The sequence below is a fragment of the Finegoldia magna genome (assembly GCF_002243175.1).
Lineage (GTDB): Bacteria > Bacillota > Clostridia > Tissierellales > Peptoniphilaceae > Finegoldia > Finegoldia magna_J.
In genome coordinates, this window is sequence record NZ_NDYF01000003.1 from 35,835 (window position 1) to 56,196 (window position 20,362).

Consider the following 20,362-nt stretch of genomic DNA (forward strand, 5'->3'; position numbering starts at 1 on the left):
GGTACAAAATGAAGAAATTTGACAATAAATTTTTGAAAAAACTCGAAAAATACGATAGATTTACGATAATTATTGTAGTATTGGCGATAATGATGGCCGTACTTACTTTGAAGTTAATGCATTTGACATTGGTAAAAGGAAGTTATTATAGAGATATTGCTAAGAATAACAGGCTTCGTGAAGTCAAAATTCCTGCTCCTAGGGGAAATATTTACGATAGAAACGGTGAATTGTTAGCGACGACTAAAAATGTGTACGTTGCTAATTTGTACAAAGATCAAATCAAACAAATGAGTATTGATGATAGCAATGATGCGTTGCTGAATTTGTCTAGAATTTTGGAAAAAGATGGGTCAATGAACACGGAAGATTTTCCAATAGCATTGAATGCTTTTACTTACAGAAATACGGACGATTATTTGAAAGAAGACAAATCTCCACTGGACAAAGTCGCATCAATTGTCATGGATAAAAACATAATGGCAAATCTAATCGACAAGACTTACACACAAGAAACAAATCAAGGAATTTATAAGAAAACTGTCCTAGATTATTGTTTGAATGCACTTCGTTCAAAAGGTTTGACTTTGAAATTGGATCGTAAAGACAATACAAAGTTTGATACCAATGACAAAGAAACTGTAAAGTTACTTAAAAAACACGGATTAAAGGAAACTTCAGATGTGAATTCTGCGATTGCTACGATAATCCAAAAAGACAAATCAATTATCAGAAAACTTTTGAATGATAGCGTCATTAGGTCGATGGTTTACAAGGAATTGGAAAAGGACAACCTTCAAGACAATATCGTTCTTAAAGATATGGAACTGAAAGACAACCAAAAGCTTTTGGAGAAAAAAGTTGAAATGATGAAGTTGTCCAACAAAATTGATTTCAAAACAGAAGCTGCGGACGATTTTGTAAATATTGTAAAAGACAACACGATGGTTGAGCTTTTGAAAAAAGTAGATGTAGAAGATGACAAGAAAACTGTTGTGTTGGAAAAAGCTCTGAACTTACTTAAGAAAAATGGAATACAAACAAACGTAGAGTTTAGTTTGGATGAAAAAGACAAGCAAAATCCAAAAGTTAAGGCTAAGTTTGTCACAGAAAGTAAAAAGTCTACAGATCCATACAAACACGTTGCAGATTTATTGAATTCGAATAATTTATCATATAAGTTTATCACAGACGATGATATAAAACTTATTGCTCAATCGGTAAACACTGAAAACAACATTAATCCTTCGATTAGTGTTAATGATTGGAAGTACATTTACCAAAAAAATATGGAAGATTTCTACAAGAGTTACGACAAGGAAATAAATTCAGATGTTAAGCTTTTGTATGAAGAAATTTTGAAGAATAATAAATGCGAAAAATATTCAAAATACGACGCCTACAATATCGTAAGTATTTACAATCAATTAAAAAACAAAGGACAAAAAGGTTATGAGCCAATCGCTCTAAGCTACAATTTAACGGAAGAATCCGTGAGTAGCGTCGAGGAAAGATTTGGAAAGAACCAAGGAATAGAGGTAGCGACAAGGTCAGTTAGATATTATCCTAATGGTGAAGAACTAAGTCATGTATTGGGATATATTGGAAAGATTTCTACTGAGAAAGAAATTGAAGAATACGTAAAACAAAAAGGCTACAGCAAGGATGCTTTGATAGGTAAAACTGGAATTGAAGAAAGCAAGGAAGATGCATTAAAAGGACAAGACGGATCTTTGAGGGTTATGGTCGACAGCAAAGGAAATAGAACTGAAACTTTGTCTGAGAAAAAGGCAATTCCTGGCGACAATGTGTATTTGAGTATTGACACTAATGTTCAAAGAGTTGCCGAAGAATCTTTGAAAAAATCTATAAAAGCCGTAAGCTCTGGAGGAACTTATGTATCCGAATGGGGCGACAAAACTTTAGCTGGATATAAGAATGCAAAAAGTGGTGCAGCAGTTGCAGTAGATGTTGAAACTGGAGAAATACTTGCAATGGCTTCATTCCCATCTTATAATCCAAATTTGTTTTCAACGGGGATTTCGCAAACTGATTGGGAAAGTTTACAAGCAGAAGATCCGAAAGATCCAATATCTCCAAGACCGTTGTATAACATACCAATGCAAGCAGCAATGCAACCTGGTTCTATTTTTAAACTTAACACTTCACTTGCAGCATTAGAAGGTGGATTTGATCCTTATCACGAAATAAAATGCGGAGGGTACGTCGATGTCGGCGGCTCTATTTTCGGCTGTTGGATATGGAATGAACACAAAGGAACTCACGGCAATGAAAATGTCATGAAAGCACTAAGAGACAGTTGTAACTATTATTTCTATTCTCTAGCACTTGGAAAAGATCAAAGACGTTCCATAGATTTGGGATACCAATTGAGTATTGATGAATTAGTGTCTACTGCAAGAAAACTTGGACTTGGTAGTAAAACGGGAATAGATATAAATATTCCAGCAGAAAATTCAGGAACAGTACCAGATCCGCAAATAAAAGAAAATAACTTCAAAGCAATATTCAGAAGATTTTTGGAAAAGAATGCAGAAAAATACGTCAAAGAAGGAGAAGTATTTACTGCAAAAGAAATGAAATCCAAAATCGACAAAATAATGTTACTTGCTGACGACAAAAATCTTCAAACAAGAAACAATATTATAAGCACATTGGATAGTTTGGGATTTGACGCAGAAAAGAAATTGGATGGAGAGAGAAATTCGTTCGCCGATAAAATCAAATTCGATTATTTGAACCAGTCAAAGTGGAATATCGGTGATATGTTGAACGTGGTTATCGGTCAAGGACAAAACGCATACACGCCGCTTCAAATGGCAAGATATATGTCTGCATTTGCAAATAATGGATATTTGAACAAATTATCGCTTGTAAATGAAGTAAAATCCAATGATAATTCCACATCGCTATTTAAAAACGAAAAGAAAAGTGAAAGAATCAAATTAAAAAATTACGAAAACTTGGAATATATAAGAAAAGGACTTCATTTGGCTACGACTGAAGGCTACGAAAAAAACACATTCAAAAATTTCCCAGTTTCTGCGGGAGTGAAGACGGGAACAGCACAAGTAGGTGTTAATCCAGTCACTGGAGAAACTTATGATAACCACGCATGGATGATTGGATTTGCTCCAGTTGAAAATCCAAAAGTTGCGGTAGTAACAGTCATTATGCAAGGTGGAACGAGCACGAACAACGGGCCAATGACAAGAGATATCATGGCAGAAGCGTTGAAATTGAAAAAAGAAAAAGACAAAAAACAAGAAAATACTGAGAGTGAGAATGATATGTATGAAAACAGTACTCGTTAATTCACAATTACAAAAAAAGGCTTTGTTGATACAAAGCCTTTGTAATTTAGTAGACGGAAAAATTTTAATAGTAAATTCGGAAAATTCAAGACAAATAGAATACGCTTTAGGAGTGGAAGATTACTGCGTTTATGACATATTGGATGTGTTGAGTAGAGTTGTTGATTACAAGAAATCCATGGTCAAAATTACAGAAGATAGATACATCATCCCTTCAACCATAAAACCTGACAAATATTCTGCAACAACTGATGATTACGAAAATTTGCTAGACAATTTAAGTGAGTTTGACATTGTAATATTCACTGAAGATATTGGAATAGAATTTGATGAAGAAATAATGTGGGGAAATGAAGAAAAATCTGACGCAAAAAAATTGTATCAAATTACGGATTCATCATCTAAAAGGAAATCTGATTACAAATACATTGGAAAATTAGAGTTCACCAAAGAATATGAAAAGAAAATCAATTCGTATTCTGAAGAAGTCGATGCAAAACTAACTGAAATAATCGACAATTACAAACAAGATAAAGAAGCGAAAATCGGATTTTTCGATAGGATTTTCAAAAGATGAAATACCTATTCATAGACAAAAACACTTGGGGATATTATGATGATGAGCTGAAATTATTAGGAGATTACGACAGTGAACTGGGTAACATTTATGTAGCAAAAATTACCAAATACGACAAGAAACTCGACGCGTTTTTTATAGAATACGACAAAAATAAAACAGGATTTCTAAATAACACGAAGTTCACAAAAGATTTGAAACCATCAGACGAAATACTAGTTCAGATGACAAAAGAATCGATTGGTGACAAATACCCCAAATTCACAACGAAAATTACTATTGAAACTGAAAATTTGAAATACTCAAACAGCGACAAATTAACATTTGAAGGCAAACAAAAATACAAAGATATCGATGACTTCAAGCAAAAATACACATTTACAGGAATTGTGGGAGAAGATTTCTTCAAACAAGAAAAATCACAACAACAAAAAGAAATGAATTTCATTGTAAATAAATTACACTACATTGAGACAGAGAAGAAATTCCTTCCAATTCCAAAACTTTTGTACAAGAAAAATCCCGTAGACAAAATAATTGAAGAAGAAGATGTGGATTATTTGATAACTAATGACAGAATAGTTTACAGACAATACAAGGGAATTTTAAATGTAAAATTTGATGAAAATTACGATTTTAACTATGATAATTTGATAAGTCGTGATATAATAGATAAAAATTCAGAAATAATAAAACTGGACAATAACGCAGAAATTGTCATCCAAAAAACTGAGGCGATGTGGGTTGTGGATGTGAATTCTTCTCAAATGATATTGAAAGAGGATTATTTTCACGAACTAAACACAAAAGCTTTGAAGAAAATCCATCAAATGATTTATTTGAAGAAAATGGTGGGAATGGTTATTGTGGATTGTGTCAGAGAAAGAGACAACAAAAAGTTATCAGATTTTATTAAAGATGAATTTTGTGAACCGAATATAAAATTTCATGGATTTAGCAATTTAAATCTATTAGAATTCACAGTAAAACTTGACAAATAAATTAAATTACTGTACAATTATTTGGTGTGTAACCGCTCGAATCGGGTTTTCAAACTTCAAAAGTACCTTGATTTGGCGAGTCTTAAAAATGAGGAGGTGCACTAAATGTTCGCAATTATTAAAACTGGTGGAAAACAATACAAAGTTTCTGAAGGAGATATCATTAAAGTTGAAAAAATCGAAGCTAAATCAGGCGACAAAATCGAATTTGATCAAGTATTAATGGTAGCTGGAGACGATGTTAAAGTTGGAAGCCCTGTAGTAGAAGGAGCTAAGGTTAAAGCAGAAGTTTTAGACCAAAAGAAAGACAAGAAAATTGTTATTTTCAAATTCAAAGCTAAGAAAAACTACAGAAAGAAAAAAGGTCATAGACAACCATATACATTAGTTAAAATCGAAAAAATTGATGCTTAATGGTAACTGTCGATATTTTTAGAAAAGACGGAAAAATTGTAAAAGTCAAATCAACAGGTCACGCTGATCATGGATCCTATGGAAATGATGTGGTGTGCAGCGCTATCAGTGTTTATCTGATTAATACTGTCAACACATTTACAGAAATACTTAAGCTTGACTCTGATAAGTTGAAATTTCATTTTGAAAGCGGAGATGCTTTTTTTGAAATCAACTATGACTCACTAAATGAGACTGAAATGATTCAGGTGGATATTTTGATGAAATCATTGGTATTCGCGCTGGAATCAATACGAAACGAAAATATAAAACACTTGAAAATTAACTATCGGGAGGTGTAATGATGATAAAATTAGATTTACAATTATTCTCTAGTAAAAAGGGAGTAAGTTCTACTAAGAATGGTCGTGATTCCGAATCCAAAAGATTAGGAACTAAAAAAGGTGACGGCCAATACGTTCTAGCTGGTAACATATTAGTTAGACAAAGAGGAACAAAAATACATCCAGGCAACAACGTTGGAAAGGGTGGAGACGATACACTTTTCACTAAAATTGACGGAGTAGTTAAGTTCGAAAGAATTGGTAAAAACAGAAAGCAAGTTTCTGTATATCCAAAAGAAGCTTAATTTTTTAGCAACACCTTTGTTATGATTATAAATCGGATTTCCTTTTTATAATCGTAAGGTGTTGCTTTTTTAGTGGAAAATAATGTAAACTTACAAGTATAGTGAGCATTAATAAAGAGGTGAAAAATGTTTATAGATGTAGCGAAGATAGAACTAAAAGCTGGAAAAGGTGGAGACGGTTCTGTTGCATTTAGAAGAGAAAAATACGAACCATCAGGTGGCCCGGCAGGTGGCGACGGCGGAGATGGCGGTAGTATTATAATTGTCGGCGACAAAGACATTAAAACTTTGATGGATTATAGTTACAGATCCATTTACAAAGCTGAAAGTGGTGGCGACGGCAGAAACAAAAAACAATTTGGTAAAAAAGGCGAAGATTTAATTCTTAAAGTTCCAGTAGGGACTTTGGTTAAAGATTACGATACAGATACGGTTATCTACGACGTAAAACACGATAAGGAAGAATTTGTAATTTGCAAAGGCGGCAAAGGCGGAAAAGGAAATGTTCATTTTAAATCATCTATAAGACAAGCGCCAAGATTTGCAGAGCCTGGAACAAAAGGTGAAGAAAAAACAATTAAGTTAGAATTGAAACTTTTAGCGGATGTTGGATTGATTGGTCTTCCTAATGTTGGGAAATCTACACTGTTGTCGATAATGTCAAACGCAAGACCTAAAATTGCAAATTATCATTTTACAACGCTTGAACCAAATCTTGGAGTGTGCAAAGTTGGAGAAAAAAGTTTTGTCCTTGCAGATATTCCTGGATTAATTGAAGGAGCAAGCGAAGGATTGGGACTTGGTCATGATTTCTTAAAGCACATTGAAAGAACCAAAATTTTAGTTCACGTGTTGGATATTTCTGGAAGCGAAGGTAGAAATCCAATCGAAGATTTTGAACTTATAAATAGCGAATTGTCTTCATACAATATCAAATTAAACGACAAGAAAATGCTCGTGGTTTTGAACAAAACAGACTTGGGAGCAGAAGAAAATATAAAAGAATTCAGAGAAAAATATTCTGACAAAGTTGATGAAATCGTAGAGATAAGTGCTGCTACTACTGAAAATGTGGATAAGCTTATGTATTTGATAGCAGATACTTTGGACAGTATAGAAGATGATTATTCTACGTTGGATGAACAATACGTTTACTTTGAAGAAGAAAAAGAACCTGATTTCAAAGTTAGAAAAGAAAACGAAAATTACATTGTCGAAGGTCCATTGATTGAAAACTTGATATACAGAACAAACTTTGAAGTGTACGAATCTGTTAACCACTTGCAAAAAGTTCTTGAAGACAAGGGAGTTATCCAACAATTGAAAGATCTTGGAATACAAGATGGTGATAATGTAATTATCGGAGATGTAGAATTTGATTTTTATGAATAGGAGATAAAATGATAACACCAAAACAAAGAGCGAAATTAAAAAAGATTTCTCACGGTTACAAACCACTTGTTAATATAGGTAAAGGTGGAATTTCAGAAAACACTTTGAAACAAATCGACGATACTTTGAACAAGAGAGAAGTCATGAAAATAAAAATTCTCAACAATAATTTGGACGATAGAGATATGTTGATAGATGAAATATTGACAAAACTTGACTGTGAATTTGTAAGATATATGGGAAATATTCTAACAATTTACAGAGAATCTGAAAACAAGGTAATAGATTTAGATGATTAAAGTCGGAATAATGGGTGGGACTTTTGATCCCATTCATATAGGACATTTGATATTAGCTATGGAAGCTATTAACTACAAAAATTTGGATGAGGTGTGGTTTATTCCTACTGGTAATCCGAATTTTAAACAAGATAAAAATGTCACAGACAAACAAAAAAGATTTGAAATGGTGAAGATTGCCACACAAGATAACGACAAGTTTAAAGTATGTGATTATGAAATTAACAAAAATGGCGTGACATATTCATGGGAAACTATGAAATATTTGAGAGAAAATTACGATCATGATTTTTATTTCATAATGGGCGAGGATTCGCTGATGAGTGTGGAAACTTGGGAAAATGCAGAAGATTTTTTGAAAAATACTAAGATTTTGGCTTGTATTAGAAGACAGGAAGAAATGTCTAAACTAGATGAAAAAATTGATGAATTGAAATCAAAGGGATATTTTGTGGAAAAAATTCCTGCAAGTTTTATCGATATTTCTTCTACGAAAATCAGAGAAAAAGTTCAATCAAATCAAGATTTTAGGTATTTCTTGCCAAATCAAGTTTTTGAATATATTGTGAGAAACAAATTATATGAAAGTTAAAGAAATAGAAAATAATTTGAGCAAAATGCTCAAAAAAACAAGATACGAACACGTTTTGAGAGTAAGGGACAAAGCTATTGAATTAGCAAAGCTTCACAATCAAGACGTTACAAAAATAGAATTAGCGGCACTACTTCACGACTGCGCAAAAAACAACGAAGAGATGTATTTGGATAAGTACAAGAAAGAATTTGAAGAGCTTAGAAATTTAAGAAAAAACAATCCCGACATGGAAAATCCTAAATTGTTGCATTGCTATTTGGGTAGAATTGTCGCTAACAAAGAATACGGCGTGAATGACGAAGAGATTTTGGATGCGATAGAATTTCACACAACTGGAAGAATTAATATGACTGATTTTGAAAAAATAATTTACTTGGCTGATAAGACCGAAGACAAGAGAGATTATGATGACGTTGATGAAATAAGAAGATTATCCAAAATAAATTTGAATAAAGCAATTGTCAAATCACTAGATGATACGATAAAATATCTTATAGAAGGTGAGAGAGAAATATCTATCACTAGTGTTAACGTCAGAAATTATTTATTGAAGGGAGTATAGATGACTGAATTAGAGTTAGTTCAAAAAGCGATAGACGATAAGATTGGAAAAGACATTGTAACTTTGAAATTAGATTCAGCTGTTGCAGATTATTTTGTGATTGCAACTGCCAATGCACCAAACCACGCTCAATCTATTATTGATGAAGTGGAAAAAGTGTGCGACGAAAATGGTTTTGAGATTTTAGGAAAAGAAGGCTACAGCGAAGGTAACTGGATTTTGCTAGATCTTAATGATATTATAGTACATGTATTTACAGAAGAAGCACGTTCTTTCTACGATATAGAAAGATTGTGGAATTAGGAGGACAGTATGAAATTTTTACATTCAGACAAAGCACCTGCTGCAATTGGACCATATTCACAAGCAACATCTGCTAACAAAACAATTTATGTATCAGGACAACTTCCAATCGTTGATGGAGAATTACAAACTGATATAAGAAAAGCTACAAAAGCATCACTAGATAATATTTTACATATTATCGAAACTGAAGGCGGCAAAGTAGAAAACATTGCAAGAGTTGGCGTATTCATGCAAGATTTATCACAATTTTCTGATATGAACGAAGTTTATGCAGAATTTTTTGGAGATCACAAACCAGCAAGAAGTGCAGTTCAAGTTGCAGCTCTTCCAAAAGGAGCTATAATCGAAATAGAAGCAATTGCTGAATTAGACTAAAAATTTTCCTCTGAGTAAAATTACTCAGGGGATTTTTTTGTTTATTTTGTAAATTTACTACATATTCATGTAGACTTTACAAGTATTTAAAGTTGTTTCAATATTAATATGATAAAATGCTGATGAAGAAAAATTTTTGAGTGATATTTAATAAGAATTAAACTTCAACTATCATTTTGGAGTTTAATTATTAAGTATAATAATCAAAATATGTAGATTTACTACAAATAAGGAAGATGAATTATGAATTTTATAGAGTGGGAAATTACTAGAAACTACAGAAATCTAAGACCATCAGAGAGAAAGGTTGCAGATTTCTTGCTTCATTGTGAAAAAGATTTGAGTGATATCACATTGGTTGAACTCGCAACAAGTGCTAAGGTGAGTCAACCTACTGTCTTGAGATTTGCAAGAAGCATGGGGTATCATGGATTTAAAGAATTGAAGAATGCCATTTTGGAAGAAAAAATCAGGAAAAAAATCGACAAAGAGATTATAGATCCTTTGTATGGATTTCCAATTGGCAAAGAAGATATTATAACGGATGTTCCTTCAAAAGTAATTGGAACAACTTTACATGTACTAAAAGAGACCATAAAAAGTATTTCATTGAAGGAGTTTGTAAAAGCTATTGACTTGATAACCAACTCAGAAAGTATATTTGTATTTGGGGTAGAAAATTCACTATGTGCTGTAAGTGATCTTGTTACGAAATTTTTATATCTAGGGCTTAAATGCGATAAATATGATGATTATTATATACAAAACATTAAAGCAAACAGCTTGCAACAAGGAGATGTGGCTATTGGAATTTCTTATTCTGGAAGGTCTAGGAATACAGTTGAGGTGATTCGAGCTTCCAAGAAATCTGGTGCAAACACTATTGTTATCACTAATTTTGAAGATGCTCCGGTTACAAAATATGCCGATGTTGTAATTTGTACAAGTAATGAACAGTTTCTATATGGAAATGCAATATTTTCGAGATCATCCCAACTTGCTATTGTTGATATGCTTTACATGGGTGTTCTCATATCTGATTATGATAAGTATACAAGTAACTTGGATAGCAATGCAAAAAGCATTAGTAATAATATTTATGAAATTGAGTAGAATTTTTACAAGGAGACAAGATTTATCTTGTCTTTTTTTTACGGTATTTTAATTGGGTTTTTATTGTAATTGAATTATATAATGTTAATATTTAGATGTTCTAAAAATGAATTTAATTTTTATTTCAAAATAAATATTGAAAGGAGATTTGAATGCTGCAGTTAAAAAACATTAGTAAATCTTTTGATGGCAAGGAAGTTATAAAAAATATAAATCTTGAAATTAATAAAGGAGAAATAGTATCTATACTCGGGCCGTCTGGATGTGGAAAAACAACTTTGTTGAATATTATTTTGGGACTTACGGAAGTTGATACGGGAAGTATAGTCTACGATGGAAATGATTTAACAGATGTTAGTATGGAAGACAGAGGGTTTAATATTGTATTTCAAGATTATGCATTATTTCCGAATTTGAATGCTTATAAAAATATTACTTATGGATTAAAAAATAAGCCTAACATATCTAGCAAAGAAGAAGTTAATGATTTAATAAAATTATTAGCTCTTGAAGAACACTTAGATAAAAAGATAGATCAACTTTCGGGTGGTCAAAAGCAAAGAGTGGCATTGGCAAGAACGATGGTTATGAAACCTAAAGTTTTACTTTTAGATGAGCCTTTAAGTGCGTTAGATGGAGTAATTAAAGAATCGATAAAAGATAATAGAATAAAGACAATTGCCAAGCAATATAATCTTACAACTATTATCGTAACACATGATCCGGAAGAAGCGTTGACTTTATCTGATAGAGTTTTAATTATCAACGAAGGACAAATTTCACAATTTGGTATGCCAAAAGAAATTATAACCGCTCCTAAAAATGATTTTGTGAAGAAATTTATCTTACGACAGTTAGAGATAAAGAAGAACAATATTTACAGTTTGTTTGAGAATGAAATATACGAAGGAGATATTTCGAAGGTGAGAGCAATATGAAGAGGCTGAAAAATACTGAAAACTGGATTATCTGGACAGTTATTTTTCTGATATTTGTTGTATTTTTATTTTATCCTTTGTTTTTAATATTGTTGAAATCATTGAAAATTGGTCCGTCAATAAAAATTGATAATTTTACAAGAGTATTGTCTGGTAATGGTTTTGTTCAGGCTATGAAAAATAGTTTCGAAATTTCTGCTATTGCATCTTTAATAACAACATTTCTATCTTTTATAATAGCTTATACTATCAACTACACAAATTTGAATACCGCTTTTAAAAAGATAATTTCAGTCCTTGCAGTTCTTCCAATGTTGCTTCCAACAATTACTTATGGGTTTGCAATAATATATTCTTTTGGTAAGCAAGGATTATTTACTAAATTATTAGGAAAGCAATTGTTTCATGTTTACGGAAAAAACGGATTGTTAATTGGATATATAATCTATACTTTGCCGATTTCATTTATGTTGATAAATAATACTATGAAGTATGTTGACAAAAAGTTTTCCATAGTTTCAAAAATTATGGGCGATTCTACTATAAAAACTTTCATAGAAACAGTTCTCAGACCATTGACTGGAACTTTTGCTGCTTCATTTATACAATGTTTTTTCTTATGTTTTACTGATTTTGGTATTCCAGCATCAGTAGGAGGAAAAGTTGAAGTTATCGCATCTGTACTTTACAAAGAAATGCTTGGAAGTGTTCCTAATCTTAACAATGGAGCTGTTGTTGCGGTTATAATGCTACTGCCATCTGTAATTAGTATTTTGATAATCAACTACCTCGAAAGATTTAATGTCAGATACAACAGAATCTCAGTAATGGAAAACGAAAAAAACACATCAAGAGATGTTTTCTGTGGGATATTTTCCGTATTGATAGTTCTGGGGATAATTGCAATTTTTGCAGTAATAGCTATTGTTCCATTTGTAAAGGGGTGGCCATACAACATGGTATTTACAATGGATAATGTAAATAAAGTAATTGAGGATTCAGATCTATTGCTTGTCTACAAAAATTCAATCATAGTTGCTATTATAACATCAGTTTTAGGAACAATATTGGTTTACGGTGCTGCTATTGTGACTGATAGATCATCTATTAACAGTAAAGCCAAAGGAGTAATCGAGTCAATAGCATCAGTGACTAATACAATTCCTGGAATGGTTCTTGGAATTTCATTTATGTTAGCATTCATAGGAACATCACTTCAAAACACATTTATAATAATTATTATATGTAACTTAGTTCATTTCTTTGCTACGCCTTACATGATGATGAAGAATTCTCTATCCAAGATGAATCTATCTTGGGAAAAAACTGCAAAACTTATGGGAGATAGTTGGATCAAAACAATCGTAAGAATTATTACGCCGAATGCACTTACATCGTTACTAGAAGTATTTAGCTATTATTTTATTAATGCGATGGTTACTGTTAGTGCTGTAGTATTTTTGGCAGGAGCAAGAACTATGGTGATAACAACAAAGATAAAAGAACTGCAACATTTTGCAAAATTCAACGAGATATTTGTGCTATCGCTACTTATTTTGTTTACAAATTTGTTAGCGAAGATTGTCTTTACTATGTTGGTAAAAATATTGGAGAGAAAGAATAATTAAATTAAGTTAAAAGGAGTTTAAAATGAAAAATTTAAGAAAAATATCAATTTTATTTCTAATGTTGATTTTATTGGCGTCAACTACAATGACAGGATGTGGAAAAAAATCATCTATAGGTGATAAGGTTATACTTTATACAAATGCAGATGACGAAGCGGTTACAGCAATGAAAAACGCTTTAGACAATAATGGCTACAAGGATAAATACATTCTACAGACTTTTGGAACCTCTGAACTTGGGGGCAAAATTGTAGCGGAAGGGAAAAATATTGAAGCAGATTTAATTACTATGAGTTCTTTTTACATTGATAGTGCAGAAAATCAACATCATATGTTTAAAAATTTGGAATTTGATACAGGAGCAATTGATAAGTACCCAGAGTATTATACTCCTATAACAGCACAAGAAGGATCGATAATTTATAACACTGAAGCTGTTAAACAAAATAACCTTGAAATTCCTAAATCGATTAAAGATTTGACCAAACCAGAATACAAAGATCTTATCTCTGTAACGGATGTTAATAGTTCCTCTACAGCTTGGTTATTGATTCAGGCAATGATTAGCGAGTACAACGAAGATGGTACAAAAGATATTCTCAAGAAAATCTATAAAAATGCAGGTTCACATATTGAACAATCCGGTTCTGGTCCAATCAAAAAAGTTCGTGCGGGAGAAGTTGCAGTAGGATTCGGATTAAGACATCAAGCTGTTAGAGATAAAGAACAAGGGCTTCCAATTGGTTATGTAGATCCAACTGAAGGAAATTTCACATTAACTGAATCTGTTGCTGTTATTGATAAAGGAAATAAATCAAATCAAGAAGCTATGAAAATGGCAGAATGTATAATCAAGAACGGTAGACAAGAACTTCTTAAAACATATCCAATTGCTCTATATAATGGAGAAAATGTTAGTCAAGATAATAAATCGGGAAATCCTAAAGTTTTTAAAGAAGCTCTTACGGTTGATTTATTGAAAAAACATCAACAGTTATCAGAAGATTGCAAATAGAATTCAAAGGAGAATAAATTCATGAATAATTACAAATTATTGACACCAGGACCTTTGACTACATCTGATTCAGTAAAAAAAGAAATGATGTTTGACCATTGTACCTGGGATGATGATTATAAAAAGATAACGTTAGAAATTAGAGATGATCTATTAGAACTTGCACATGTGGACAAAAATGAATATACAGTTGTCCTGATGCAAGGAAGTGGGACATTTGGAGTAGAATCAGTACTTTCAAGTGTAATAGGAGAAAATGATAAGCTCCTTATTGTGTCTAATGGTGCATACGGTAAAAGAATGGAAGAAATAGCAAAATACAATAAAATAAAATATTATTTATATGATGAAGATTATAATAAAATTCCTTCTTCTGAAAAAATTAAAAATATCTTAGAAAAAGATACCTCAATTACTCATGTATCTATGGTACATAGTGAAACTACCTCAGGTATTTTAAATGATATACAATCAGTTGCTAAAGTTGTAAAAGAAAAAGGTAAAGTTTTCATTGTTGATGCGATGTCAAGTTTTGGAGGAATTGATATTGATGTAAAAAAATTGGGAATTGATTATATCATAAGCAGTGCAAATAAATGCATTCAAGGAGTACCAGGATTTTCGTTCATAATCTGTAAAAAAAATCAACTTGAAAAAAGTAAACAAAATTCAAGAAGTCTTTCTTTAAATTTATATGAACAATGGAAAACAATGAATGTTGATGGTAAATGGAGATTTACATCACCTACACATGTTGTGCTTGCATTTAGACAAGCATTGAGAGAATTAAAAAATGAGGGTTCAATTCCAAGACGAGCACAGAGATATAGGAACAACAATCAACTTTTGATAGAAAAGATGAAAGAGCTTGGGTTAAAAACATACATCGATTCAGAACATCAAGGGCCTATTATTACAACATTCTATTATCCTGAAAATTGTGATTTTTCATTTAAAGAGGCGTATAATTACTTGAAAGATAGAGGATATGCAATTTATCCAGGTAAAGTAACAGAATGTGATACGTTTCGAATTGGAAATATCGGAGAAATATACGAAGAAGATATTTTGAAAGTAGTAAATTTATTTAAAGAATTTATGGAGATACATGGGAGATAATGATGAAAAATATAGAAGCTATTATTTTTGATTGGGCAGGAACTACGGTAGATTACGGATGTATGGCACCAGTAAAAGCATTTAGTGAAGCGTTTAAAGAATTTGGGATTTGCCCTACAAAAGAAGAAATTAGAGAGCCGATGGGAATGTTAAAAATTGATCACATAAGAACTATGCTGGGGATGGAAAGAATCAACAATCTGTGGGAAAGTAAATATTCTAGAGGGTGGAATGAAGATGATGTCAAAAAAGTTTATAATATTATGGAGAAGAAAACATTAAAAATATTGTCGAATTACTGCGATATTAAGCCTAATGTAATAGAAACTGTCGAAAAACTAAGAAAAAAAGGAATTAAAATTGGATCTACTACAGGTTACACAACTGAAATGATGAATATAGTTGTGCCCAAAGCAAAAGAAAATGGATATACTCCTGATTTTTGGATTACTCCAAATAGTGTAAATGATTACGGGAGGCCGTATCCTTATATGATTTTCGAAAATATTATTAAATTTGAAATAAAATCTGTAGATAAAGTTATTAAAGTTGGTGATACTGTTTCTGATATTCAAGAAGGAAAAAATGCAGGAGTTATTTCTGTTGGAATAATCGAAGGTAGTTCTACAATGGGATATTCAAAAGAAGAATATAATATGTTATCCAAAAAAGAAAAACTTAAAGAGAGAACTAGAGTAGAGGATGTCTATAGAGAAGCAGGAGCAGACTATATAATTAATGATATTAGCGAGGTGTTAAATTTAATTTAAAAATGTATCAGTTTTTAATGAAGTAATTAGAGTATGTTGAGCGTTTTGTGATTTAAAAATTACTATAATTTTTCAAAATTTGCCAAAGTAAAGATAGGATTACTTTGGCAATTTTTTTTGGGAAATAAGGAGTATTAATTACTTTGAATGTCAACAATTATCAAATTTGATACCATTTTGTAACTTTTTATGATATTATGTATGTATATTAGGAGGTTGTATCTATGAAGAACTTAAAAGAGATTGCTAAGGTCTCGTTTGTTGCACTGTCTGTGTCACTAATGATTTCTACAGGATCTATGGCTCAAACAGAAAACGACAAGAAAGATGTAGAAAACGAGCTTAGTGCCAAATATACATCGATTAGCACACACAATCAAAGTAAGTTGACTAAAAAAGCTAAATTGGGATACGCTAACGTAGACAACTTACAAAATGAAAAAAAGGAAAATGATGATTTGAATCGTGAAGATTTAAAATCTACAGATTTAAATAAACATATTAAGGAAAAGGAAGAAAAAACAGAAGTTTCAGATTCTACAAAAGATCAAGAAGAATCTGAAAAAGTAGTTGCACCTGAAAAATCTGTATCAAAGGAAAATTCAGAAGAACAATCTTCTGAAGAAAAAGAACAAGAAACTGATGGAAAAGAATCAGAAGATAGTGAAGTAAAAGCGTTAAATTCTGCTGGGCAAATTATCCCTACAAGAATTGCAGGGAAAAACAGATACGAATCTGCTGCAAAAATTTCAAGAGAACAATTTACTAATGCGAAGAAAGTTATTGTTGTTAATGCACAAAAATACGCCGATGCATTGAGTGCGACAACTTTGTCTGATGGAAAATATTCTATTTTGTACACAGAAAAAGACTCGCTTCCAACAGCTACAAGAAATGAAATTCAAAGACTTAACCCTGTAGAAGTGTATCTTCTTGGTGGTCAACAATCCATTAGTGCTGGAATTGAAAACATATTAAAGAAATACTCAAATAAAGTTACTAGAATAGCCGGAAGAGACAGATACGAAACTAGCGCAAAAGTTGCAGCTATGAGCAAGAAAAAGAACGTAGTTATTGCAAGTGGAGAAAACTTCAGTGACCCACTTTACGCATCTTCTTATGCTTATTCCAACAACGCTAAAATTTTGTTGAGTTCTGGAAAAACTTTGTCCAGAGAAACAAGAGATTATTTACTTAGAAATAAATCTAGTATTGGAAAAGTGACAGTTGTTGGTGGAGGACAATCAATCTCATCAGCTACAGTTAGATATATTCAATCAGTAACTGGCAAAAATGTTAGTAGAATTAGTGGAAGAAACAGATACGATGGGTCTGTAAAAGTCGCAAACTCTATGAAAAAGGACAAAGTGTTCATCGCAAGTGGTGAAGATTTTGCAGATGCGTTGGCTATAAGTCCATTAGCACAAAAGCTAAATGCACCGATTTTATTGAGTTCAAAAGGAAAATTAGACACAAGTGTAATTGCATTTTTGAATAATTTTAAGAACTCGATCAAGGATGTATTTATTGTTGGTGGATATAGAACAATTGATAACAACGTGTATGGTACTGTTCAAAATGTTTTGAAAAAACAAATTGCCAAACCAAAACCACAACCAAAACCACAACCAAAACCGAAACCACCAGTTGTAAAAGATCAATCAGACATTATCGAAGAAGACAAGGCGATAGGATTGCACGATTTCGTAGTTGCAAAACACGCTACAACTCTTTACAATGCTGCAAATAGTTCTGCAAAATCTGTGAGAAATATCAACACGTCAACAGTTATGCAAGTTATAAATATTTTAGATAATGGATGGATGCAATTGGATATAAATGGATTTAAAGGATATGCAAAAGTTTCTGATTTTGGAATGTTCAACCCTAACAAATACAGATTAGTATTCCAACAAGGAGCGGACCTTTCAAAATTCAACCGCAATGTAAATATGAAATTAGCTAAGCAAAACGGAATGGATTTTGTAATATTAAAAGCAGGATCTGGTTACAGCGGAGAAGATCCAAAATTCCAACAAAATTACAACAATGCAAAAGCAGCAGGATTAAATGTTGGAGCATATTGGTATTCATACGCTGTAAATGTTGAAGAAGCTAAGGAAGAAGCTGTCAGATTCATGAAGATATTGGGCAAGAAACAATTTGAATACCCAGTATATTTGGATTTTGAAGATCCTTCACAACGTAAAATTCCTAAGAAAACAAAAACAGATATGGCGATTGCCTTCATGAGTATTCTTGAAAAGAATGGATTCTACACTGGATTGTATAGTTCGGGATCTTGGATTAACAATCAATTTGAAAGAGAAAGATTGAAAGATTACGATATTTGGATTGCACATTGGCACGTTACAAGTCCTAACTGTTTCACACCAGATTATGGAATGTGGCAATTCACAAATAAATCAAAAATAAAAGGCGTTCCTGATACTGGAGAAGGCGGAGTAGACATGAACTATTCCTACAAAAACTATCCAAAGATTATCAAAGATGCCAAACTAAATAATTTTTAAATTAGAGCTCTGAAAAGAGCTCTTTTTTTAATGTGTATAATTTACAAAAAATATGGTATATGGTAAAATTTGAGTTAGTTAAAAGGAGTGAATGATATGAAATTAGGTATTGTGGGGCTTCCAAATGTAGGAAAGTCCACACTTTTTAATGCGATAACAAAAGCAGGTGCAGAAATGGCAAACTATCCATTCTGTACGATAGATCCTAACATCGGACTTGTAAATGTTCCAGATGAGAGAGTGTATAAATTAGCAGAACTTTTTAATTCCAAAAAAATTATTCCAGCGACAATCGAATTTTATGACATTGCAGGTCTTGTTAAAGGCGCAAGTAAGGGCGAAGGTTTGGGAAATAAATTTTTGGAAAATATTAGAGAATCTGATGCCATTGTTGAAGTTCTAAGATGCTTTGAAGATGGAAATATAGTTCACGTTGATGGTTCAGTGGATCCTCTTAGAGATATTGAAACAATCAACTACGAACTTATTTTATCTGATTTGGAAATGGTTGAAAGAAGATTAGAAAAATCTAGAAAAGCTTTGAAAGGTAATAAGGATTTGAAGGAAGAAGTGGATCTTCTTGAAAAAATCTACGACGTTTTATCAGAAGGAAAATCAATTAGAATCTTGGATTTGGACGAAGATGAAATGAAACTTATGAGAAGTTTTAATCTTTTGAGCGTTAAGCCAATAATTTACGTGTGCAATGTAAGTGAAGATGAAGTAGCAGATGCTTACGAAAATAACGAAATGGTTCAAAAAGTAAAAGATTTTGCGAAATCAGAAGATGCAAAAGTAGTTGTAATCTCTGCGCAAATTGAATCGGAAATTTCTGCGTTGGATAGCGAAGAAGATAAGAAAGAATTCTTGGAAGCAATCGGTCTTGAAAAATCAGGAATCGACGATTTGATTACACAAAGCTATGATTTATTGGGACTTATGAGTTTCTTGACAACAGGAGAAGACGAAACACGTGCTTGGACTATCAAGAAAAACACTCCTGCAGTACAAGCAGCTGGTAAAATTCACACAGACATTCAAAGAGGATTCATCAGAGCAGAAATCGTGAACTACGATGATTTGATCGAATTAAAATCCATGGCTGCAGTCAGAGAAAAAGGCCTCATGAGATTGGAAGGCAAAGAATATTTGATGCAAGATGGAGATGTGGTTCATTTTAGATTTAATGTTTAGAATAATTTGGCTATGTGATTTGTTCGCATAGCTTTTTATTTTGCTATTTTAAATGAGGAGATTTTACAATGGATGTAGATTTTATTGAAGTAAAAATAGAACACAAAAATTTGTTGTGGAATTTGTTACAAAAATATTTGTACGAATTAAGTGACGTTTATGGTGATGATATAGAAGATGATGGCAATTATTCGTATGATTATTTTGAAAACTATTTTAACCCTGAAGAGAACAGAGAAGCTTTGATTTTTCGATATGACGATAAAATAATTGGATTTTGTATGATTAACGACCATTCATTTAATGAAAATAGTATTGATTATTCAATGGCTGAATTTAGTATTGTTCCGAAATACAGAAAAAACGGATTGGGTAAGAGAGCGATTTCGAAAGTATTGAGTCAACGAAAAGGTAAATGGCAAATAAAATATTCTTTGGATAATCCAACTGCACAAAAATTTTGGGAGAATGTATTATCAGATTACAAGAGTACAGAAACTTTGTTGGAAGATAATGAAAAATTGTTAGATTTTACAAGCTAGGTATTAATTTACCTAGTTTTTTATT

21 protein-coding genes and 1 other annotated feature are annotated in these 20,362 nt (G+C 32.0%); all 21 genes read left to right on the forward strand.

What is annotated here, in order from left to right; translation table 11 throughout:
• Window positions 1-8: 8 nt before the first annotated feature.
• The 21 genes from B9N53_RS00945 to B9N53_RS01045 all read left to right on the forward strand — a co-directional run bounded on the left by B9N53_RS00945 (window position 9) and on the right by B9N53_RS01045 (window position 20,337).
• Window positions 9-3,335 (forward strand): penicillin-binding transpeptidase domain-containing protein, encoded by a 3,327-nt coding sequence (locus B9N53_RS00945; RefSeq protein WP_094203305.1) that lies wholly within the window; start codon window positions 9-11, stop codon window positions 3,333-3,335.
• Window positions 3,316-3,912, forward strand: coding sequence for a cell division inhibitor (locus B9N53_RS00950; RefSeq protein WP_094203377.1), 597 nt, complete (start codon window positions 3,316-3,318; stop codon window positions 3,910-3,912). The genes B9N53_RS00945 and B9N53_RS00950 overlap by 20 nt, the downstream gene beginning before the upstream one ends.
• The gene (locus tag B9N53_RS00955; protein WP_094203306.1) at window positions 3,909-4,913 is read left to right on the forward strand and encodes a ribonuclease E/G; all 1,005 of its coding nucleotides are present in this window, start codon (window positions 3,909-3,911) and stop codon (window positions 4,911-4,913) included. Before B9N53_RS00950 ends, B9N53_RS00955 begins: the two co-directional genes overlap by 4 nt.
• Window positions 4,914-4,933: 20 nt before the next feature.
• Window positions 4,934-5,006, forward strand: a sequence feature (ribosomal protein L21 leader region).
• A gap of 12 nt (window positions 5,007-5,018) precedes the next feature.
• Window positions 5,019-5,327: a 50S ribosomal protein L21 gene (rplU, locus tag B9N53_RS00960; protein ID WP_094203307.1), complete on the forward strand. Its 309-nt coding sequence runs from the start codon at window positions 5,019-5,021 to the stop codon at window positions 5,325-5,327.
• Window positions 5,327-5,668 carry a ribosomal-processing cysteine protease Prp gene (locus B9N53_RS00965; RefSeq protein WP_094203308.1) on the forward strand — a complete coding sequence of 114 codons (342 nt, stop codon included), beginning with the start codon at window positions 5,327-5,329 and terminating at the stop codon, window positions 5,666-5,668. Before rplU ends, B9N53_RS00965 begins: the two co-directional genes overlap by 1 nt.
• A 2-nt stretch (window positions 5,669-5,670) precedes the next feature.
• Window positions 5,671-5,955 (forward strand): 50S ribosomal protein L27, encoded by a 285-nt coding sequence (gene rpmA / locus B9N53_RS00970; protein ID WP_035109683.1) that lies wholly within the window; start codon window positions 5,671-5,673, stop codon window positions 5,953-5,955.
• A 126-nt stretch (window positions 5,956-6,081) separates the two neighbouring features.
• Window positions 6,082-7,347: a GTPase ObgE gene (obgE, locus tag B9N53_RS00975; RefSeq protein ID WP_094203309.1), complete on the forward strand. Its 1,266-nt coding sequence runs from the start codon at window positions 6,082-6,084 to the stop codon at window positions 7,345-7,347.
• A gap of 8 nt (window positions 7,348-7,355) precedes the next feature.
• Complete coding sequence (locus B9N53_RS00980) at window positions 7,356-7,646, forward strand: YhbY family RNA-binding protein (protein ID WP_002835523.1); 291 nt, start codon at window positions 7,356-7,358, stop codon at window positions 7,644-7,646.
• Window positions 7,639-8,238, forward strand: coding sequence for a nicotinate-nucleotide adenylyltransferase (gene nadD, locus B9N53_RS00985; protein ID WP_094203310.1), 600 nt, complete (start codon window positions 7,639-7,641; stop codon window positions 8,236-8,238). The genes B9N53_RS00980 and nadD overlap by 8 nt, the downstream gene beginning before the upstream one ends.
• Entirely contained in the window at window positions 8,228-8,803 is a 576-nt protein-coding gene (gene yqeK, locus B9N53_RS00990) for a bis(5'-nucleosyl)-tetraphosphatase (symmetrical) YqeK (protein ID WP_094203311.1), read from the forward strand. The genes nadD and yqeK overlap by 11 nt, the downstream gene beginning before the upstream one ends.
• Window positions 8,804-9,106 carry a ribosome silencing factor gene (gene rsfS, locus B9N53_RS00995; RefSeq protein ID WP_002835520.1) on the forward strand — a complete coding sequence of 101 codons (303 nt, stop codon included), beginning with the start codon at window positions 8,804-8,806 and terminating at the stop codon, window positions 9,104-9,106. It begins immediately after the preceding gene.
• A 9-nt stretch (window positions 9,107-9,115) separates the two neighbouring features.
• On the forward strand, window positions 9,116-9,484 hold the full coding sequence (locus B9N53_RS01000) for a RidA family protein (protein WP_002835519.1): 369 nt from the start codon (window positions 9,116-9,118) through the stop codon (window positions 9,482-9,484).
• 243 nt (window positions 9,485-9,727) lie between these two features.
• Window positions 9,728-10,597 (forward strand): MurR/RpiR family transcriptional regulator, encoded by an 870-nt coding sequence (locus B9N53_RS01005; RefSeq protein ID WP_094203312.1) that lies wholly within the window; start codon window positions 9,728-9,730, stop codon window positions 10,595-10,597.
• A gap of 152 nt (window positions 10,598-10,749) precedes the next feature.
• Window positions 10,750-11,535, forward strand: coding sequence for an ABC transporter ATP-binding protein (locus B9N53_RS01010; protein WP_094203313.1), 786 nt, complete (start codon window positions 10,750-10,752; stop codon window positions 11,533-11,535).
• A complete protein-coding gene (locus B9N53_RS01015) occupies window positions 11,532-13,163 on the forward strand; it encodes an ABC transporter permease subunit (RefSeq protein WP_094203314.1) in 1,632 nt (543 codons plus the stop codon). Before B9N53_RS01010 ends, B9N53_RS01015 begins: the two co-directional genes overlap by 4 nt.
• 22 nt (window positions 13,164-13,185) lie before the next feature.
• The gene (locus B9N53_RS01020; protein WP_094203315.1) at window positions 13,186-14,178 is read left to right on the forward strand and encodes an ABC transporter substrate-binding protein; all 993 of its coding nucleotides are present in this window, start codon (window positions 13,186-13,188) and stop codon (window positions 14,176-14,178) included.
• 21 nt (window positions 14,179-14,199) lie between these two features.
• Entirely contained in the window at window positions 14,200-15,297 is a 1,098-nt protein-coding gene (locus tag B9N53_RS01025) for a 2-aminoethylphosphonate--pyruvate transaminase (RefSeq protein WP_094203316.1), read from the forward strand.
• A 2-nt stretch (window positions 15,298-15,299) separates the two neighbouring features.
• Complete coding sequence (phnX, locus tag B9N53_RS01030; protein WP_094203317.1) at window positions 15,300-16,067, forward strand: phosphonoacetaldehyde hydrolase; 768 nt, start codon at window positions 15,300-15,302, stop codon at window positions 16,065-16,067.
• 224 nt (window positions 16,068-16,291) lie between these two features.
• Window positions 16,292-18,601, forward strand: a complete 2,310-nt coding sequence (locus tag B9N53_RS01035; RefSeq protein WP_094203318.1) for a cell wall-binding repeat-containing protein — start codon at window positions 16,292-16,294, stop codon at window positions 18,599-18,601.
• A gap of 96 nt (window positions 18,602-18,697) precedes the next feature.
• Complete coding sequence (ychF, locus tag B9N53_RS01040) at window positions 18,698-19,795, forward strand: redox-regulated ATPase YchF (protein ID WP_094203319.1); 1,098 nt, start codon at window positions 18,698-18,700, stop codon at window positions 19,793-19,795.
• Window positions 19,796-19,863: 68 nt separating this feature from the next.
• Window positions 19,864-20,337 carry a GNAT family N-acetyltransferase gene (locus tag B9N53_RS01045; protein WP_094203320.1) on the forward strand — a complete coding sequence of 158 codons (474 nt, stop codon included), beginning with the start codon at window positions 19,864-19,866 and terminating at the stop codon, window positions 20,335-20,337.
• The last annotated feature ends 25 nt before the right edge of the window (window positions 20,338-20,362 follow it).

What these genes read in the sequence shown, in the direction of transcription:
- B9N53_RS00980 (WP_002835523.1), top strand. Translation starts at nt 7,356, where the DNA reads ATGATAACACCAAAACAAAGAGCGAAATTAAAAAAGATTTCTCACGGT.
- yqeK (WP_094203311.1), top strand. Translation starts at nt 8,228, where the DNA reads ATGAAAGTTAAAGAAATAGAAAATAATTTGAGCAAAATGCTCAAAAAA.
- B9N53_RS01010 (WP_094203313.1), top strand. Translation starts at nt 10,750, where the DNA reads ATGCTGCAGTTAAAAAACATTAGTAAATCTTTTGATGGCAAGGAAGTT.
- B9N53_RS01015 (WP_094203314.1), top strand. Translation starts at nt 11,532, where the DNA reads ATGAAGAGGCTGAAAAATACTGAAAACTGGATTATCTGGACAGTTATT.
- B9N53_RS01045 (WP_094203320.1), top strand. Translation starts at nt 19,864, where the DNA reads ATGGATGTAGATTTTATTGAAGTAAAAATAGAACACAAAAATTTGTTG.
- B9N53_RS00965 (WP_094203308.1), top strand. Translation starts at nt 5,327, where the DNA reads ATGGTAACTGTCGATATTTTTAGAAAAGACGGAAAAATTGTAAAAGTC.
- B9N53_RS00945 (WP_094203305.1), top strand. Translation starts at nt 9, where the DNA reads ATGAAGAAATTTGACAATAAATTTTTGAAAAAACTCGAAAAATACGAT.
- B9N53_RS01025 (WP_094203316.1), top strand. Translation starts at nt 14,200, where the DNA reads ATGAATAATTACAAATTATTGACACCAGGACCTTTGACTACATCTGAT.
- B9N53_RS01000 (WP_002835519.1), top strand. Translation starts at nt 9,116, where the DNA reads ATGAAATTTTTACATTCAGACAAAGCACCTGCTGCAATTGGACCATAT.
- B9N53_RS01020 (WP_094203315.1), top strand. Translation starts at nt 13,186, where the DNA reads ATGAAAAATTTAAGAAAAATATCAATTTTATTTCTAATGTTGATTTTA.
- phnX (WP_094203317.1), top strand. Translation starts at nt 15,300, where the DNA reads ATGAAAAATATAGAAGCTATTATTTTTGATTGGGCAGGAACTACGGTA.
- obgE (WP_094203309.1), top strand. Translation starts at nt 6,082, where the DNA reads ATGTTTATAGATGTAGCGAAGATAGAACTAAAAGCTGGAAAAGGTGGA.
- rpmA (WP_035109683.1), top strand. Translation starts at nt 5,671, where the DNA reads ATGATAAAATTAGATTTACAATTATTCTCTAGTAAAAAGGGAGTAAGT.
- B9N53_RS00955 (WP_094203306.1), top strand. Translation starts at nt 3,909, where the DNA reads ATGAAATACCTATTCATAGACAAAAACACTTGGGGATATTATGATGAT.
- rplU (WP_094203307.1), top strand. Translation starts at nt 5,019, where the DNA reads ATGTTCGCAATTATTAAAACTGGTGGAAAACAATACAAAGTTTCTGAA.
- B9N53_RS00950 (WP_094203377.1), top strand. Translation starts at nt 3,316, where the DNA reads ATGAAAACAGTACTCGTTAATTCACAATTACAAAAAAAGGCTTTGTTG.
- B9N53_RS01035 (WP_094203318.1), top strand. Translation starts at nt 16,292, where the DNA reads ATGAAGAACTTAAAAGAGATTGCTAAGGTCTCGTTTGTTGCACTGTCT.
- ychF (WP_094203319.1), top strand. Translation starts at nt 18,698, where the DNA reads ATGAAATTAGGTATTGTGGGGCTTCCAAATGTAGGAAAGTCCACACTT.
- B9N53_RS01005 (WP_094203312.1), top strand. Translation starts at nt 9,728, where the DNA reads ATGAATTTTATAGAGTGGGAAATTACTAGAAACTACAGAAATCTAAGA.
- rsfS (WP_002835520.1), top strand. Translation starts at nt 8,804, where the DNA reads ATGACTGAATTAGAGTTAGTTCAAAAAGCGATAGACGATAAGATTGGA.
- nadD (WP_094203310.1), top strand. Translation starts at nt 7,639, where the DNA reads ATGATTAAAGTCGGAATAATGGGTGGGACTTTTGATCCCATTCATATA.